This is a genomic window from Streptomyces sp. NPDC051214, assembly GCF_040682375.1.
Taxonomy (GTDB): Bacteria; Actinomycetota; Actinomycetes; order Streptomycetales; family Streptomycetaceae; genus Streptomyces.
Genome location: NZ_JBFBAT010000005.1, coordinates 117,767 through 135,643, shown reverse-complemented (window position 1 = coordinate 135,643; position 17,877 = coordinate 117,767). Strand labels below are relative to the sequence as shown.

14 protein-coding genes are annotated in these 17,877 nt (G+C 70.1%); 7 read left to right on the top strand and 7 right to left on the bottom strand.

What is annotated here, in order from left to right; genetic code table 11:
* Window positions 1–46: 46 nt before the first annotated feature.
* The 5 genes from AB0M70_RS14530 to AB0M70_RS14510 form a co-directional block, all read right to left on the bottom strand.
* Window positions 47–2,266, bottom strand: a complete 2,220-nt coding sequence (locus AB0M70_RS14530) for an MMPL family transporter (RefSeq protein ID WP_365820047.1) — start codon at window positions 2,264–2,266, stop codon at window positions 47–49.
* Between the two features lie 104 nt (window positions 2,267–2,370).
* Entirely contained in the window at window positions 2,371–3,294 is a 924-nt protein-coding gene (locus AB0M70_RS14525; RefSeq protein WP_365820045.1) for a TauD/TfdA family dioxygenase, read from the bottom strand.
* Window positions 3,291–4,916, bottom strand: a complete 1,626-nt coding sequence (locus AB0M70_RS14520; protein WP_365820043.1) for an AMP-binding protein — start codon at window positions 4,914–4,916, stop codon at window positions 3,291–3,293. Before AB0M70_RS14520 ends, AB0M70_RS14525 begins: the two co-directional genes overlap by 4 nt.
* Entirely contained in the window at window positions 4,906–5,553 is a 648-nt protein-coding gene (locus AB0M70_RS14515) for a thermostable hemolysin (RefSeq protein ID WP_365820041.1), read from the bottom strand. Before AB0M70_RS14515 ends, AB0M70_RS14520 begins: the two co-directional genes overlap by 11 nt.
* 26 nt (window positions 5,554–5,579) lie before the next feature.
* Window positions 5,580–6,359, bottom strand: coding sequence for an alpha/beta fold hydrolase (locus tag AB0M70_RS14510; RefSeq protein WP_365820039.1), 780 nt, complete (start codon window positions 6,357–6,359; stop codon window positions 5,580–5,582).
* A gap of 345 nt (window positions 6,360–6,704) precedes the next feature.
* Between AB0M70_RS14510 and AB0M70_RS14505 the strand changes: the two genes are divergently transcribed.
* From AB0M70_RS14505 to AB0M70_RS14490, 4 genes are all read left to right on the top strand, one after another.
* Entirely contained in the window at window positions 6,705–6,884 is a 180-nt protein-coding gene (locus AB0M70_RS14505) for a hypothetical protein (RefSeq protein WP_365820037.1), read from the top strand.
* Window positions 6,881–9,196, top strand: coding sequence for a TOMM precursor leader peptide-binding protein (locus AB0M70_RS14500; RefSeq protein ID WP_365820035.1), 2,316 nt, complete (start codon window positions 6,881–6,883; stop codon window positions 9,194–9,196). The genes AB0M70_RS14505 and AB0M70_RS14500 overlap by 4 nt, the downstream gene beginning before the upstream one ends.
* Before the next feature lie 288 nt (window positions 9,197–9,484).
* A complete protein-coding gene (locus tag AB0M70_RS14495) occupies window positions 9,485–10,696 on the top strand; it encodes a histidine kinase (protein WP_365820033.1) in 1,212 nt (403 codons plus the stop codon).
* Between the two features lie 69 nt (window positions 10,697–10,765).
* Window positions 10,766–11,371, top strand: coding sequence for a response regulator transcription factor (locus tag AB0M70_RS14490; protein ID WP_363208996.1), 606 nt, complete (start codon window positions 10,766–10,768; stop codon window positions 11,369–11,371).
* Between the two features lie 16 nt (window positions 11,372–11,387).
* Here AB0M70_RS14490 and AB0M70_RS14485 read toward each other — a convergent pair whose 3' ends face one another.
* The gene (locus tag AB0M70_RS14485) at window positions 11,388–12,089 is read right to left on the bottom strand and encodes a hypothetical protein (RefSeq protein WP_365820031.1); all 702 of its coding nucleotides are present in this window, start codon (window positions 12,087–12,089) and stop codon (window positions 11,388–11,390) included.
* Between the two features lie 127 nt (window positions 12,090–12,216).
* Complete coding sequence (locus AB0M70_RS14480) at window positions 12,217–12,858, bottom strand: TetR/AcrR family transcriptional regulator (protein WP_365820029.1); 642 nt, start codon at window positions 12,856–12,858, stop codon at window positions 12,217–12,219.
* A 347-nt stretch (window positions 12,859–13,205) separates the two neighbouring features.
* Between AB0M70_RS14480 and fusA the strand changes: the two genes are divergently transcribed.
* The 3 genes from fusA to AB0M70_RS14465 all read left to right on the top strand — a co-directional run bounded on the left by fusA (window position 13,206) and on the right by AB0M70_RS14465 (window position 17,839).
* Window positions 13,206–15,293 carry an elongation factor G gene (gene fusA, locus AB0M70_RS14475; protein ID WP_365820027.1) on the top strand — a complete coding sequence of 696 codons (2,088 nt, stop codon included), beginning with the start codon at window positions 13,206–13,208 and terminating at the stop codon, window positions 15,291–15,293.
* Between the two features lie 197 nt (window positions 15,294–15,490).
* On the top strand, window positions 15,491–15,619 hold the full coding sequence (locus tag AB0M70_RS14470) for a DUF6408 family protein (RefSeq protein ID WP_365820025.1): 129 nt from the start codon (window positions 15,491–15,493) through the stop codon (window positions 15,617–15,619).
* A 174-nt stretch (window positions 15,620–15,793) separates the two neighbouring features.
* On the top strand, window positions 15,794–17,839 hold the full coding sequence (locus tag AB0M70_RS14465) for a DUF2075 domain-containing protein (protein WP_365820023.1): 2,046 nt from the start codon (window positions 15,794–15,796) through the stop codon (window positions 17,837–17,839).
* Window positions 17,840–17,877 lie beyond the last annotated feature (38 nt).

Here is a 17,877-nt window from a genome sequence, read left to right as displayed (position 1 = left end):
TCTCCCTTGTGTGGTTCCCCGCAACCCCAGCCGGTGAGTCCTTGGTTCAGGCCCTGCTCACCACCTCTTCGCGGCCGCTCTGCGCGGCGGCCCCCGCATCCGTCCGCGCGGTGGTCTCCTGCGAGGTCTCCATGCGGTCGAGCCGCAGCGCGGAGTGCAGTCGCCGAAGCGGCTTCGGCGCCCACCAGTTGGCGCCGCCGAGCAGCGTCATCAGGGCCGGCACCAGGAGCGCGCGGACCACCGTGGCGTCGAGGATGACCGCGAAGGCGGTGCCGAGCCCCAGCTCCTTGACGAAGACCAGACGCGAGAGGGCGAGGGCGCCCACCGCCACGCAGAACAGCAGCGCGGCCGACGTCACGATGCGTCCGGTGCGGGCCAGGCCCTCGGCCACCGCCTCGCGGTCGTCGAGCCCGGCTGCCCGCGCCTCCTTGATCCGGCCGAGCAGGAAGACGTTGTAGTCGGTGGAGAGTCCGAAGGCCAGCGCGAAGACCAGCACCGGAGTGGTGGACTCGATGCCGTTCACCGCGTCGAAGCCGAGGTTCCCGTCCTGGAAGACCCAGACGAGGAAGCCGAGCGCGGCCCCGGTGGAGAGGGTGTTCATCAGGAGCGCCTTGAACGGCAGGACGACCGAGCCGGTGAAGGCGAAGAGCAGCAGCAGGGTCACCACGGCCAGTACGCCGATGGCCAGGGGAAGGCGGTCACGGATGCCGTCCTTCTGCGAGAGGAAGTCGGCGGTCTGCCCGGTGAACCGTACGGGCGTGGGCGCGTCGAGCGACCTGACCTCGTCGGCGGCGTCCTTGGCGGCCGTGCCGAGCGGCTGTCCTTCGAGGACGGCGTCGATCTCCCAGTGCGTGGCGTCCAGGCGTACCGGCTTCGCGACCGCCTCGACGCCGGGCACCTGCGCGATGTCCTTCGCGTACGCGGCCAGCTTGCCTCCGTCGGTGGTGTCGGCGACGACGCGCAGCGGTGAGGTGGCGGGCGCGGCGAAGTCGTCCTGCATGGCGGCCGAGACCTTCCCGGCGCTGATGCCGGTGGGCAGCGCCGACGCGTCGGCGCCGGTGAAGCGGATGCCGAGCACCGGCGACGCGAGGGCGAGCAGGACGGCGGTGGCGGCGACCGCGACGATGACGGGCCTGCGCATCACCAGCTGCGCGATCCGCCGCCAGCGCCTGACGGCCGGGTCGCCCGCGTCTTCGGTCCCCCCGGCCTGCGTGACGCGCTGCCAGCGCCGCGGGGCCCAGGAGTTGACGCGGTCGCCGAGCAGCGCGAGCACGGCGGGCAGGGCGAGCAGCGCGAACAGGACGGCGGCCAGCGAGGTGATCACGCCCGCCATGCCCATGGACTGGAGGTACGGCTGCGGGAAGACGAGCAGCGCGGCGAGCGCGGCGGCCACGGTGAGACCGCTGAACAGCACGGTGCGTCCCGCGGTCTCCATGGTGCGGCGCAGCGCGAGCGCCCCGGCTCCGTGCCGCGCGAGTTCGTCACGGTAGCGGGAGACGATCAGCAGCCCGAAGTCGACGGCGAGGCCGAGCGCGAGCGCGAAGGCCAGGTTGAGCGCCCCGGTGGAGACGTTGTCGAAGAGGGTGACCAGGCGCAGGCCCGCCATGGTGAGCAGCAGCGTGAAGACCGCGCCGATGACCGGGAGCAGCGCCGCGACCAGGCCGCGGAAGACCAGGAAGAGCAGGACGAGGACGACCGGCAGGGCGATGCCCTCGGCCATCGACAGGTCCTTGGTGGTGACCTCGCCGACCTGGACCATGCCGATGGTCGGCCCGCCGAGGTGGGCGTGGCCGCGCAGCGCCGGGTCGGCGTCGATCGCCTTCTGCATCGCCTTCTCGGCGTCCTTGGTCTCCTTGTCCTTCATCGGCCTGACCGCGCCGATCAGGACGGTGGAGCGCGCGTCCTTCGAGATGAGGGCCGGGTCACCGGCCGACTTGTAGTCGAGGACCCGCTTCACCTCGGGCCGCTCCTTGAGGAGCGCGATGCCCGCGGTCACCGCGTCGGGCTGTGTCCCGCCGGGGTCGATGGCCTCATCCGTGCGGATGAGGAGCGCGTATCCCTGTTGGGCGTCGATGCCGGTGGCTTCCTTGATGACCTCGCGGGCCACGGTGTGCGAGCCGGTCGGGTCGTCGTAGTCGGCGAGGCCGTTGGTCACCTTGCTCTGCAGGGTGCCGCCGAAGAGGGCTGAGAGCACGGCGAGGCCGATGACCACGTACAGGGTCAGCCTCCGCTTCGCGTGGAGGGCGGAGCCCAGGGCAGAGAACATGCGAGATCACCTTCGAGGTTCGGTGGTACGGGGGCGGAGGCCGGCGCCGGGGGGTGGGTACCGGCCTCCGCCGGTCGGGTGCGCCGCCGCGCGGGCGGCGCGGGTCAGGCGGCCACGGGCTCGGTTGCCTCGACGAAGCTCAGCGCGTTGTAGATGGTGCGCCGGGGGTCGGTGATGGCCCTGCGGCCGTGCATCACCCGGGTGTTGTCGATGACGGCGACGTCCCCGTCGGCCCAGTCGAGGTTCTCGGTGAGGGCGCCGGTGGTCTCGTTGACGGCGGCGAGCAGCTCGGCGGAGAGCTCCTGGCCGTCCGCGAAGGTGATGCGCGGCTTCTCGTAGTTGAAGGACGGGCCGAGGATGCTGTTGGCGAAGGAGATCCGCTCGCCGAACAGCGTGGGGGCCGCCGCCGGTGTGCGGAACGAGTAGCGCACCCCGCCGTCCGCCTCGGGGGTCACCTCGGTGCCGGGCATCGAGGCGGCGAGGCCGACGAGCTCCTCGACGGCGATCTCCTCGGCGGGCCTGCCCGTGAGGTGGTGGGCCATGGCGCGCCACTGGGGCTCGGCGACATGCCTGCTGTAGACGATGTCCTGGCCGAGGAACGCGGTGCGTACGGGCTCCGCGAGCTCGTCCCACACCCGGTAGCCGTCGCAGACCGTGGTCTGGGAGCCGGACGCGGCCGCCTTCTCGCAGAAGAACCAGGCCAGGTGGGAGCGGAAGGGGCTGTTGCCGTTCTCGGTGTGCAGGCCGACCTCGGCGTGGCCCGCGTCGACCTTCTGCGCGACCTCCGAGTAGAAGTCGCGTGCCGGGTCGAGGGTGGTGGAGGTGGAGGTGCGCTGCACCAGGTCCGTGAACGAGGCCATGTCGGCGCCGAAGCCGCGCAGCAGGAGGAAGCCCGCCTCGGCGAGCAGGTCGAGAAGTTCCTTGGGCTCGACGCCGGCCAGGGCGCCCGGCCCGGCTGACGGCTCGGCGGGCGTCACGAGCAGTCCGCCGCCGGTGCCGTACGGAGTGGTCCTCAGGGCGGTGCTCATGCGGTGATCTCCTCGGGTGCGGTGCGGGTCAGCAGGTCACGGACGGCGTCCCTGCGGGGGCGGCCGGTCACGGTGAAGCAGGTGGTGTACTCCGGGTCGTCCTCGGCCATGAGGCGTACGGAGGTGGCGCGTTCGATGGCGGAGAGGCGCCCGGCGCCGAACTCCTCGATCCGGCGGCGGGCCTCGACGCGGTCCGTGCCGGCGTCGATCACGAACAGGCCGAGCACCTCGTCGAGGCCGTCCGCGACGACGGCCGCCTCGCGCACGAAGCCGAGTTCGCGGTAGCGGGCCTCGACCCACTCGGGGGACAGATTGCGTCCCGCGGCCGTGATGACCAGGCTCTTCTTGCGGCCGGTGATCCGGATGTAGCCGTCGTCGTCGATGGTGGCCAGGTCCCCGGTGTGCAGCCACCCCTGGTCGTCGACGACCACGCTGGAGGGGTCCTCCTGGGTGTATCCGGCGAACAACGACGTGCTCTGGATGAGCAGTTCGCCGTCCTGCGCGAGCCGCGCCCGCACGTGGTCGAGCGGCTTGCCCACCGTGCCGAACCGGAACTGCCCGGGGAAGTTCCAGGCCACGACCGAGCTGTTCTCGCTCAGCCCGTACCCCTCGTACAAGGGAATCCCGAACGCCTCGAGGCGCTGCAGGACGTCGAGCGAGACGGGCGCGCCGCCACAGGCGATGAAGACGGGCCCGGTGTGCCCGAAGAGCCGGTGCCTGCGCTGGGCCAGGTCCTCCGTGGGGTTCTGTTCGCACAGGGCGAGCAGCAGGCCCGCGACGGTGGGCGGTACGACCATGGCGGTGGGCTGGGCCTGGCGCAGCAGCGACAGCATCCGCGGGCCCGCGTCGGCCACGGTGCCGATGAGGGCGGTGCCGGGCGGCAGGAAGGTGACGCTGCCGCCGTTCAGGAAGGGCATGTAGAGCCCGGCGACCTGTTCGATGAGCAGGCTCAGCGGCACCACGGAGAGGTAGCGGCCGAAGACCGCGTCGTCGACCCGGCCGCCGAGGGAGGCGAGCAGCGCCTCCATGCCGTGCAGCCTGACCCGTACGCCCTTGGGCGCGGAGGTCGTGCCCGAGGTGTGCACCACCTTGACGACGGTGTCTCCGGCGGCTTCCGCCTCGGCGATCTCCACCTCCAGCGGCGGGAGTTGGGCGTCGGCGGCGGCCTCGACGAGCCCGGCGACGTCGATCCCGACGACCTCGCAGTCCGCGGGCAGGGCCTGGGTCCCCTTGGCGGCGGCGCGCTCCAGCCACCGCTCGCCGTGCGCGTCGACCAGGCAGAGGTCGGCGTCGGCGAGCAGCGACGCGGCCTGTTCGGCGGTGAAGGCCATGGGGACCGGGATCTCCACGGCCCGCGCGAACAGGGCGGCGAGGTCGGCGACCACCCACTGCGCGGAGTTGTCGGCGAGCAGCCCCACCCGTACGGGACGGCCGAGCGCTTCCCCGCGCCTGCGCAGCTCCGCGGCGAACACCCGCGCCGCGCCCACGAGTTCGCGGTAGGTGTGGCGGATGCCGGGCCCTCCGGTGGTGGAGAGGACCTCGACCATGACCGCGTCGCTCCCGGCCCGCCTCAGGAGCCCGGCCGTGAGGGACGTGGTGGGCGACATGACGTCAGGCAGCACGGGTCAGCTCCGTTCGGTTCGGGGAGAGCAGGCGGATGTCGACGGAGTCGAGTGCGTAGCGTTCGACCCCCGTGACCAGCTGCTGGGAGTGGTCGGCGAGGCGGCCCCAGCGCACCGCGGGCCGCTGGTCGTAGAAGGTTCCCCAGCGCGCCAGTTCCTCGGCGCCCAGGCGGGTGCCGTCGGCGTCGCACAGGCGGTGGGTGATGAGGCCGAGGCGCTTGGCGAGCGCCGCCGACCGGTTGGTCATCGTCATGGCGGCGTACGACCGGCCCAGGCAGGCCTGGATCAGCGGGAGCGCGCGGTAGATCTCCGCGCCCGCCAGGTTCGCGACCGAGGCGACGCTGCCGAGCTGCACGATCTGGTGCCGCCGCACCTGCTGGCCGGCCGCCTCGCACAGCGCGTCCTCGATCGGCCCGTCCAGGTACCGCTCGAGGAAGATCGGCCCGTTCTCCGGGAAGGAGATCCCGATGCAGGCCTCCACCTCGTCGGGGCCGCCGTCCTTCCGTCCTACGTACGCGATGAACTGATCCGGATCCGGGGACACCCGCGCCCCGAAACTCGTCCCGAACACCTTGCTGACCAGCGATGCGGATTCCAGCCAGACCGGAGTCCCCCGCCGGGCGATCACTATCTTCACGTTCCGTGTTCCTTTCGAGAAGGGCATTACTCGGCCGGTACGGCACCGAACTCGCGCAGCACCGCCGCGAGTTCATCCAGCAAGGCGCTCTCCTGGGAGCGGACGAAGAAGTGTCCGCCCGGCATCGTGCGCAGCTTCGACCCCCGGTTTCCGTGCTCCGACCAAGCGGCCATTTTGTGGACCGGCACCAGCCGGTCCCGCTCCCCCACGAACAGGCGCAGAGGCACCCGCAGCGGTTCGATCCCGTCCTCTTTCACCACCCCCGAGCAGAGCCGGAGATCGTCCCGGACCAGCGGCATGAAGCGCTGCCGGAATCTGCGCCGCGCGGCCAGCTCGGGCGGGATGCCGCCCAGTTCCGCCAGCCGCGTGGCCAGTTCCTCGTCGTCCGCCGCCGGGTCCAGGATCCGGTTGGGCGGTATGTGGGGCGCGCGATGGGAGCTGAGGACGAGCGCCCGCGGCAGTACGGCGCCCCGCCGCTGTCTGCGCAGGGTCAGCGCGTGCGCGATGAAGGCGCCCATGCTGTGCCCGTAGAGCAGGTGGGGCCGCGAGAAAGCGGCGTCCAGCTGCTCGTCCAGCTCCTCCACCAGCGCGTCCAGGTCGGTGAACCGCGTCTCGTGGGCGCGTTCCTCACGGCCCGGCGGCTGCACCGGCAGCACCTGGACGCCGGCGCCGCGCACGTCGAGCTCCCGCTGCCACCGTGCGTAGGCGGACGCGCCGCCGCCCGCACACGGCAGGCAGAACAGGTTCGGCCCGGCGGCGGCGGTGTGCGCCGCCTGTGGCAGGTACGGCGTCTCGGTGACCCTCATGGACACCGAAGATTCCATTCGGACCGGGGCCGGAAACAGTGGGTGCGTACCGGCGTTCGGGGTGGGTTTCTCTGCCCCGGGATGTGACCACGTCACACCCGTGAAGAAATCACGACGCCGGAATCAAATCCTCCAGAAGACGCCCTGCCATTCGGTGGAGCGAAGGTGAATGAAGGTTTCCGATTACCGCCGGGGTTCCGGGGCGACACCGGGGTGAGATCTGAAGGTGACACATGGGAAAGTCTCACCCCCCAGTGGTGAGCCCTTCACTTTCTGCGGACGCTTTCCCCGTATGAGGATTCTGGCAACGGAGAACGCCTCCCCAGACCGAAAAGGAACGTGCTGATGATCGAGATCATTGCCGGCGCACTCACGCTCCCCGCCGCCGCGGACGGCCACACCTCCCCGCGTCCCGCACTCGTCGTGGACCACCTCGACTCCGGCGCCGACGACGCGGTGGCCCTGTTCACCTTCTGCACCCTGATGTCCGGCACCAGCACGGTCAACGAGCTCTCCCACGCATGACGCAGACGGGGGAACACACGGGGGAACAGACCGCGTTCGTCGAGTTCAAGAGCCACCTGCGCTGCGCGGTCGTCCCCGGGGAAGCGGCCTATCTGGTGTCGCACTCCGGGATCACGGCACTGCGCGGGGCGCAGGCGGAGGCGCTGGCCCCCCTGCTCGACGGGACCCGCACACCCGCCGCCGTCGCTCTCGCCGCCGCCGCTTCCCTGTCCTCGGAGGAGGTCGGCGACGCCCTGCGGGTCCTCGCGGACGCCGGGCTGCTCCGCTTCCAGCAGCGGGCCGGCAGGTCGCCGGCCGACCGGGCCGCCGAGGCCTACTGGGATCTCGCGGGCCTCGACGGTGCCCGCGCCACCGAGGAGGCGGCGCGGGCGGCCGTACGGATCGTGGTGCCGCCCGGACCTTCCGGGGCGCCCGGTCCCGGCGACGAGGCCCGGGTGCGCGAGGCGTGCGCGGCCTCGGGCCTGCGGATCACGGACGCGGCAGAGGATTCCTGCCTCAGCCTCGTCCTGTGCGACGACTATCTCTCCCCCGGCCTGCGCGAGGTGGACGCCGAGCACCGGGCGACGGGGCGCCCCTGGCTCCTCGTACGCCTCGGGGGCCCCGAGCCGTGGTTCGGACCGGTGTTCCGGCCCGACGACGGGCCCTGCTGGTCCTGTCTCGCGACCCGGCTGCGCGGCCACCGCACCACCGAACTGCCCCTGCAGCGCGCGCTGCGCCTCGACCACCCGGTGGCCAGGCCGGCGGCCGACCTGCCGACCGGGCGCGCCCTCGCCGTGCAGGCCGCGGTCCTGGAGGCGGTCAAGTGGGCGAGCGGTCTGCGCAGTCCCGAGCAGAGCGCCGTACGCACCCTCGACACCCTCACGCTGCGGACCGCGACCCACCCGGTGTCCCGCCTCCCGCAGTGCGCATCGTGCGGCGACCCGGCGCTGATGAGCGAACGCGGCTGGCGGCCCACCCGGCCGCAGAGCCGCCCGAAGGCCGCGGACGGCACGGGCGGCGGGCACCGCGCGATGGGCACCGCGCGGATGCTGGAGCGCTACGGGCACCTGGTCGGCCCGGTCACGGGCGTGGTGAAGGAGATCCGCCGGGCGCCCGGCGCCCCCGACTTCGCCCAGGCGTATGTGTCGGGCCAGAACCTCGCCATGGAGGCCAGCACCCTGTCCGGGCTGCGTGCCGGGCTCCGCTCGCTCAGCGGCGGCAAGGGCCTGACCGCCGAGGAGGCGAAGGTCAGCGCGCTCGGCGAGGCCATCGAGCGCTACAGCGGCACCCGGCGCGGTGACGAGGCGGTGGTGCGCGACACCTTCCGCGGCCTCGGCGAGGTGGCCTTGCACCCCAACTCCTGCCAGCTGTACGACGACCGGCAGTTCCGCGACCGGTCCCGCTGGAACGCGGCCCGCTCGCCCTTCACCCACGTACCGGAACGCTTCGACGAGAACCGACCCGTCGACTGGACCCCCGTGTGGTCCCTGGCCACGGGCACGCACCGGCTCCTGCCGACCGGCATGCTGTACTTCCCCGCCGACACGGTGTCCGCGGGCGACCCGATCGCGGACTCCAACGGCAACGCGGCCGGCAGCAGCTTCGAGGACGCCGTGCTCCAGGGCTTCCTGGAGCTGGTCGAGCGCGACGCGGTGGCCCTGTGGTGGTACAACCGCACGCGCCAGCCGGGCATCGACCTGCACTCCTTCGCCGAGCCGTACATCGACCAACTGCGCGAGGGCTACGCCAGGTTCCACCGGGAGATCTGGGCGCTCGACCTCACCTCCGACCTGGGCATCCCCGTCGTCGTGGCCCTCTCGCGGCGCACCGACAAACCCTCCGAGGACATCATCTTCGGCTTCGGCGCCCACCTCGATCCCCGTATCGCGCTGCGCAGGGCCCTGACGGAGATGGGCCAGCTCCTGCCCGCCGTCTCGGGGGCGCGTCCCGACGGCTCGGGCTACCGCGTCGACCAGCCGGAAGCCGTCACCTGGTGGCGCCGCGAGACGACGGCCACGCAGCCCTACCTGACCCCCGCGCCAGGCGCGGTCCCCAGGGCGCCCCACTCCTGGGACTACATCGCGCGCGGCGACCTGCGGGACGACCTCTCGGCGGCCACCGGCCTGCTCGCCTCGCACGGCATGGATCTGCTCGTACTCGACCAGACCCGCCCCGACATCGGCCTTCCCGTGGTCAAGGTCGTCGTTCCGGGCCTGCGGCACTTCTGGGCGAGATACGCGCCGGGACGCCTCTACGACGTTCCCGTCGCGCTCGGCCGCCTCGCGGAACCGACGCCGTACGCGGAACTCAACCCGATCCCTCTCTTCGTTTGACAACACGTCTAACAACGCCTCTGACAGCGCGTCCACAGGAGAGGCATTTCTCCGGGCGACGCACAACGCAAAGTCCGAGCGTCGCTAAGCGAGTTCATGCGAAAGCACCTTTTTCCACGGAAGGGACTGATGCGCAGCCATCCCACGTAAGGTCTGCTGGAAGAGCGTTGTGGCCGAATACCACGGGCCCGGGGTTCGGGAGCGCCCGAGAAGACGCGCTCTCGTACGCTCTCCTGGCAGAAGAGGAGCACTTCGAGGATGCACAGCGACACCAAGGACACGTCTGACGTGGCTGGTTCCAGATGGAGCCCTCGGCCTGCCCCCCGGCTGGCCCACGTCATCCTGTTGGCGGCGCTCATCTGCTATCTCGGCATCACCGCGATCAACCTGCTGAGCCAGAAGCCTTCCCCGCCCGAGCTCATCACCGGACTCGTCACGCTCTCCGCCGTCTTCGGCCTGCAACTCGTGCATTCCAAACCGGGCGCCGACCGCGCCGCACCCTGGAAGAAAGCGGCCACCCTGGGCGCCCAGGCCCTGCTCACCTATCTGCCCCTGGTCTTCTTCGGCATCCTGTGGGGAGCGATGGCGGGCTTCCTCGGCGGCTCGCTGCTGCTCCTGCTGAGACCCCGGGTGGCCTGGCCGCTCTACGGGGTGACGGGCCTGAGCCTGCTGGTCCCCGGAGCCATCGCCGGGATGTCGGTGATCGACCTCGTCTACATGTGCCAGAGCACATTGCTCACCGGCCTGGTGATCTACGGCCTGTCCCGTCTGTCGTCCCTCGTCGACGAGGTGTACGCCGCGCGCGCGGAGATAGCCAGGATGGCCGTCGCCAGTGAACGCCTGCGCCTGGCACGGGACTTGCACGATCTCCTCGGCTACAGCATCTCCGCGATCGTGCTCAAGAGCGAGCTCCTCCAGCGGCTGATCCGGGCCCAGCACCCCCGCGCCGACCAGGAGGTGGAGGAGGTCCTCGCCATCTCCCGGCAGGCGCTCGGCGACGTCCGCAGGGTGGCCCGCAGCTACCGCGACATGTCCCTCGTACAGGAGGTGTCGTCGGCCAAGTCGGTGCTCGACGCGGCGGAGGTCGAGGTCGAGGTGGTGCTCGACCCGGCCGTCGAGGAGATCAGCTCCCAGGCCGGCACGGCGCTCGCCACAGTCCTGCGCGAGGGCGTCACCAACCTGCTGCGCCACAGCAAGGCGTCACACTGCAACATCACCGCGGTCGTCGACGACGGAACGGCCCGCCTGACGATCATCAACGACGGTGTGGTGGACGACTATCACGACGCATCGCCGGACAGCGGAAACGGCCTGGGCAACCTGCAACAACGGCTCGGCGAGATCGGCGGCAGGCTGATCACCGAGCGCGAGAAGGAGATACCCCCGGCCTGCGGGGGCTGGTTCCGTCTCGTCGCCGAGGCACCCGCGCAGGCCATCGGCCGAAACAGTGCGGAACAACCTCAGAAAACCGGGCGAACAAATCCGAATGGCGCGTTCTAGGCGGCTGATAACATGTGGCCGCGAGCAACAACAGGGGTTCGCGATACGGGTAATCATGGGGGGCTATCGATGATCCGTGTAATGCTCGCCGAGGATATGTACATGCTGAGAGGCGCATTGGTCGCCTTGTTGAACCTCGAACATGATCTGGACGTCGTGGCAAGCGTGGAACGCGGCGACGAGATTCTCTCCACGGCCCGCGAGTTCCAGCCGGACGTCGCCATCATCGACATCGATCTTCCCGGCCTCGACGGACTCAGCGCGGCGGAGCAACTGCACGAACGCCTGCCTCAGTGCCGCACCCTGATCCTGACCAGCCTCGGCCGTCCCGGCACTTTGCGCCGGGCGATGTCCGCCAAGGTCTCCGGATATCTGCTCAAGGACGCCCCGCCGCAGGAACTCGCCCAGGCGGTACGGAAAGTGGCGGCCGGCCAGCGGGTCATCGACTCGGAGCTCGCACTGGCGGCATGGGGCAGCGCGGACAGCCCGCTCACCTCACGCGAGACCGAGGTGCTGCGCCTCGCGTCCCAGGGCTCGGACGCGGGCGAGATAGCGAAGCGGCTGCGCCTGTCGGTGGGGACCGTACGGAACTATCTGACGACCGTGGTGACGAAGCTGAACGCCCGCAACAGGGTGGACGCGATCCGTATCGCGAACGACTCCGGGTGGCTGTGAGCCTCAACGCGGCCTCTCAGGCTTGCGGTTGGGCGGCCACGCCCGCTGCCGCGAGGTAGCAGAGGATGCCTTCGGTGACATCGCCGGGCAGCGGCAGTACGGCGGTGATGGCCTGCAGCGTCACTGGTCGGGCGAGGGCGAGCGCGAAGACCATCATGGCCTCCTGCCGGTGGATGACCAGGCGATGCGTGGCCGTACGCGACTCGAAGGTGGCGGTGAGCGGGTCGAACGCGAAGGAGAGCCCGAGGAAGAGCCGGATGGGCCGCGCCTGATCCAGGGGCAGGACGGTCAGGGACGCACCGCCCGCATCGGCCTGGGGCGCGGGTTCCCCGCCCACGTCCGCCAGGGGCGCGATCGACAGGAGCGGACCGCTCAGGCCGTCGAGCCCGAGGGTGCGGACCAGGAGATGGGGAAAGCGCCCGAACACCGGCCGCATCATGAAGTAGACCTTCGCGTCCCGGTCCCGGCCCCCTTCGCCGTCGCCGACCAGGGCGTTGTCGACCAGCGCGTTGCCGAGAAGAACGGGACCCAGCTGCATCCGCCGGAGCACTTCGAGGACGGTGGGCCCCGGGCTCGCCATGCGGGCGGTGCCGTGGTCCCAGGTGAGCACCAGGGACCCCGTAAGCGCGTCGGACTCGACCACCACGTCCTCACGCAGCGACCAGAGATGCCGCAACCGCCCGCCGGGCAGCTCCAGCAGGTCGATCGTGGCCTCCATGCGCGCTCTCCTCGCAGTGTCTGAGAGTGTCCACTGTGAAGGCGCACGAAGGTATCCCGACAGTCATGAACTCATGCCGGGGCTGTGATCCCTTCATGTCTTGACGACCTGTGATCTCTCTGCGGGCTCAGGAAGTGCCGTTCATCGGCTCCTCGCAGCGCTGTTGCTCCGGCACCGACGTCAGGCGCCGCCGTGGGCGTCCGGCGCGCATCCCGTACAGCAGCTCGACAAGGTCCTCCCGCAGCCACTCCTCGACGACCGGGGCCTCCGTCTCCGTCCCCGCCACCACCGCGAACTGCGTCCCCTGACACCAGGCGATCAACGAGCGCGCCTGCCGGTCGGGGTCAGGGAATCCGAGCCCGGACATGATCGCCGTCATCTGCTCCCGAAAGCGCTGCCCCGCGATGTCGTAGGCCGCTCGCAGCTCCGGCCGCCGCCCTGCTTCGAGCGCCAACTCCATGCGTGCGCGGGTAAGTTGAGCGCCTTCGGTCACGGAGCGCCGCATCACCCGGGCCAGCGCAGAGGCGAGCCCTTCCACCCCCAAGCCCTGGCCGTCCCCGAGGCCCGGCTCCGACTCCCGCTCGGCGAGCCTCCGCACCGCGGCCGCGAGGAGCGCGGCCCGGGTACGCGCGTGATTCGAGGTCGCCCCCAGCGGAAGCCCGGCGGCCTCGTCCACCGCACGATGGGTCAGCCCGCGCGCACCGCGCTCGGCGAGCAGGGCCAGGGCGGTGTCGGCTATGAGGTCGGCACGGGTGCGGGGGCTCGGCATCTCCGTAATGTATCCACGGCGTCGGGGGCCGGGAATATTGCGGTGCGGCGGAGAAGGCGGGCTGCGAGACTCGGGCCAGCCGAATGATCGAGCGACCGAATGCGACCGAGTGAGGGGGCAGGGCCATGCGTCACCGCACAGCTGCCCGCCCTCCCCGGACACGGTTCGACGTGATCCTGGTGTCTTCGAGCGCGCGGTGCCGGCTGCGCGGCCGTCACTGAAGCGACGCGGCGAGAACCTGAGTCAGGCGACTGAGGCCAAACTTCTTTTGCATTTCCCCCTGCTCGGCCCGCCCATGAATCGCGCTGCCCGCCCACAAGCATCGAAAGCCAGAAAGACAAAGGGCCATGCGCACCACCACCACTTTCCCCTCCACCTCCACCTCCACCTCCACCCCACCCACCGCTGTCCGCAATCTCGGCATCCTCGCCCACGTGGACGCGGGCAAGACGACCGTGACCGAACGGATCCTGTTCCTGACCGGCGCCACGCACAAGAGAGGTGAGGTCCATGACGGCACGACCGTCACCGACTTCGACGCGCAGGAACGCAACCGCGGGATCACCATCTTCGCGGCAGCGGTCAGCTGCGCCTGGGACGGCCACCGGATCAACCTGATCGACACCCCCGGGCACGTCGACTTCGCCGACGAGGTGGAGCGCTCGCTGCGGGTGCTCGACGGCGCGGTGGCGGTGTTCGACGCCGTCGCGGGCGTAGAGCCGCAGAGCGAGTCGGTGTGGCGGCAGGCGGACCGGTACGACGTGCCGCGCATCGCGTTCGTCAACAAGCTGGACCGCATGGGCGCGGACCTCGACACGGCGGTCGCGTCGATCAGGGCACGCCTGCACACGGTCCCGCTGGTGGTGCAGCTGCCGATCGGGCGGGAGGACGAGTTCACCGGGGTGGTGGACCTGCTGCGCATGCGCGCACTGCTCTGGCACCCGGGCAAGGACACGTACGAGACGACGGCGATCCCCGACGCCCTGACCACGCAAGCACAGGCAGACAGACGGGAGTTGGAAGAGAGGGTGGCGGAACTGCACCCCACGGCGATGGAGGAGTACTGCACGACATCGGCACTCACCACCGCCACCCTGACGGCGGCGCTGCGCGACCTCACGCTCAGCGGTGAGGGTGTGGTGGTGCTGTGCGGATCGGCGTACCGCAACCGCGGCATCGAACCCCTCCTGGAGGCCGTCGTGTCGTATCTGCCGTCGCCGCAGGACGTTCCGGCGGTACGCGGGACGCTGGGCGAGACGGTGCAGGAGCGGCCCGCGGATGCCGCGGCGCCCTTCGCGGGCTTGGCATTCAAGGTGAACGCCACAGCAACAGGACGGCTCACGTACGTACGCGTGTACTCGGGAACGATCACGAAGGGAGAGACAGTGATGGACGCGGGCACGGGCCGCACGGAGCGGATCGGCCGGATCCTGCGCGTGCAGGCGGACCGCCACGCGGAGCTGGAGAGGGCGACGGCCGGGGACATCGTGGCCGTGGTGGGCCTGAAGACGGCCCGCGCCGGCACCACGCTGTGCTCTCCCGAGGCACCCCTGGTCCTGGAACCTCCCGCGGTGGCGGCCTCGGTGGTCTCGGTGGCGGTGGAGGCACGCAGGAGCGTGGACACGGGACGCCTGTCGTCGGCTCTGGCCCGCCTGGTCGAGGAGGACCCGTCGCTGGCGGTACGGGTCGACCGCGAGACGGGCCAGACGGTGCTCTCCGGCATGGGTGAGCTGCACCTGGAGGTCGCGGTGGAGAAGATCCGCCGTGCCCACGGCATCGAGGTCGGAGTGGGCCGCCCGCAGGTCGCGTACCGCGAGACGGTGGTACGCGGGGTGACGGGCCTGGTGTACCGGCACGTGAAACAGGACGGAGGGGCGGGCCAGTTCGCACATGTGGTCCTGAACGTAGAACCACTGGAGGCTCAGGCCGGCGCGACGCCCACGTTCACCTTCGAAGCGACGGTGACCGGCGGCAGGGTCCCCCAGGAGTACATCCGAGCGGTGGAGGCCGGCTGCAGGGACGCGCTCACGGAGGGCCCCTTGGGCGGTCACCCGGTGACGGGTGTACGGGTCACGCTGACGGACGGCGCAACGCACTCGAAGGACTCTTCGGAGCTGGCATTCCGCACGGCGGGCAGATTCGCCCTACGCACGGCATTGAGGGAGGCAACGATGCAACTCCTCGAACCAGTGGCGGAGCTGACGGCAACGGTGCCGGAGGAGGCGGTAGGCGGAGTACTGGGCGACTTGGCATCCCGCCGAGCCCGCGTCACCAACACCACCACCCGCGCGGGCACATCCACACTCACGGCAACGGTCCCGCTGTCAGAACTCTTCGGCTACGCAACCTGCTTGCGGAGCCGAACCCAGGGCAGAGGCACCTTCACGTCGCGGGCGGTGGGGTATGTGGGGGTGCCGGTGGGGGTTTCGGGCTGAACCACTCATCAATTCCCTGTCAGCGCTTCTCGACGTGAGCTAGCGTTGGCCTGCATCACACCTCCTCTACGGAGGAAGTACGCGACGTGCCCTACGGAAACGTAGGCCCTTTGGTTGGGTGACGCGGCCCCCTGGAGTGCTCCCGGCGGGAGCCATCCGGCGTCCGTCACCGGACACAACCGAAGGGGACGCTTCTCATGGCTGCCGTCGAGTACACGCCCAAGCGCCGCATCTGGGTCCGCGATGTCCTGGTGGGCATCACGGTGAGCTTCGGCTCGAACCTGGTGTGGATGCTTGCGCAGGCTGTGGTGCACCGCCTCGGCTGAGCCGAGCGGAGGGCGGGCCCTTTGGGCCCGCCCTCACCACTCCACGGTCCGGGTTAATCTACGGACTGTCATTGCGGCCCGACGGGCTTCCGCTCCGCTCAGGCGGAGTAACGAAGGACATGCCCCCACCCGCACGAGTCATCTCGTGCCTGGGGAACCTTCGTGCTCCTGCAAATGTCCGCTGCCGAGCTCGGCCAACTCATCGCTCCGCAAGCCGAATGGGAACTCCTGCCGCTCACCGAGCAACTTATCCACGAACATTCCCGCATCAAAGGGAGAGCGGCCGGTCAACATGATGTCGCCTCCTGGAACAACAGTGTTCCCGTGGTGGTCAACGCGCTGCTGGACTGCGGACTCGACGAGGTCGAGGTACAGGTCGAGGTCGACCTGCCGCACACCAACAGCGCAGTCGACCTGGTGTTGTGCGGCAAACGTCCCGGGACGGGGACGCATTCGTACCTCGCCGTGGAGCTGAAGCAGGTACGGCACGCCACGGTGGACCCGCTCTGCCCCATCGCCGTCGATCTCGGGTTCGGCGACGGCAAGAACAAGCTGCACCCTGTGCGACAGGTCCAGCGCTATTGCGAGTACATGCTGCGCTACCTGCCCCATCTGCGCGAGAGCGAGGACCAGTTGATGGGCGTGGCCTTGCTCCACAACGCGCGGGACGCGGACGTGGAAGCACTGTTCGGCCTGCATGAGACCGACCATGGATTCCTCTACACGCTTGATGATCTGGACCGATTCCGACGTGCCCTGACCGCACGTTTCGCAGCCGCTTCCGGCAAGCTGGCCGCATCCGCACTGGAGCAGGCACGCAAGGACCCCTTGCTCAAGGTCACCGATGTGGCCCGTCAACGATCCGTCCGCGGTGGCGGTCTCACGCTCCTGGACGAGCAGTACGTCGCGTTCGACCGGATCACCCGGCACTTGGAGAAGACAGCGCGCTTCACCGGCTTCGACGTGGGCTTGTTCTACGACGCCGACGCCGCCCACAGCCCCGCCCCCGAACCCGGCACCAAGCGCGTCTACATCCTGCGGGGCGGACCTGGCAGCGGGAAGAGCGCCGTAGCACTGGAGTTGCAGCGTGACCTCGGGGGCAAGGGCCGCGAGGCCGTGCTGGCCAGCGGCTCGCACGCCTACACGGAGACGCTGCGGGAGATCATGCTCAGCACGGCCCGTCGAGGGCAGACAGCAGACAAGCGTAAGGCGGCCAACAAGCTGTATCGGTACTTCAACAGCTTCAGCGAGACCCCTCCGGACAGCGTCGATGTCCTCATCTGCGACGAGGCGCACCGCATGCGACGCAGTTCGACCCACCGCTGGATGCCGACGGCTCTTCGGGACGACGACCGGCCCCAGGCAACCGAACTGATAAAGGCGGCCAAAGTGCCGATCTTCCTGCTCGACGATCACCAGTCGATCCGCCCCGACGAGGTGGGTACGGCCACTTACCTCAAGGAACTCGCCGAGGGCATGGGGTGCGAAGTCGAAGTCACCGATCTGGAGGGCACGTTCCGAGCGGGCGGCAGCAAGCGGTATCAGAGCTGGGTCCAGCAGTTGTTGGGCCTTGCCGTCTCGGATCCGGTGGCGTGGCGACCGGACGGGAGGATGACGCTGACGGTCGCCGACTCCCCCGAGCAGATGGAGCAGTTCATCCAGGCTCGCCACCACGAAGGGGCCACGGCCCGCATCACCGCGGGCTTCTGTTGGCCGTGGAGCAACCCTGCCGGAGATCAGCTCGTCGACGACGTACAGATCGGGGACTGGCACCGGCCGTGGAACGTGAAGCCGGAGCACAACGTCCCGGACGCACCGAGGTCGGACCTGTGGTCGACCGATCGCCGCGGTGTCGACCAGATCGGCTGCGTCTACACGGCCCAGACCTTCGAGTACGACTGGAACGGTGTCGTCATCGGCCCCGATCTGCTGTTCCGGGACGGCAAGTTCACGGTGAACCGAGACGCTTCCCGCGATCCCGCCTTTCGCGGCAACATCGACGACGCGATCGTCACCCGATGCGTTCTCAACGCCTACCACGTGCTCCTCACCCGCGGCGTCGTCGGCACCGTCGTCTACGCGGTGGACCCGGCGACCCACAATGAACTGCGCAGGCTCATCCCGGGCGCCATCGGCATGCAGCACTACGACGGCGGCCGGCCGCGGCTCACCGCTGAAGGTTCACAGCTGCCCCCCGCCTACCGCAGACAGCCCAGGTAACCTTGATGCCGTCGTAGCTGCGGCCCGCCGGGCTTCCG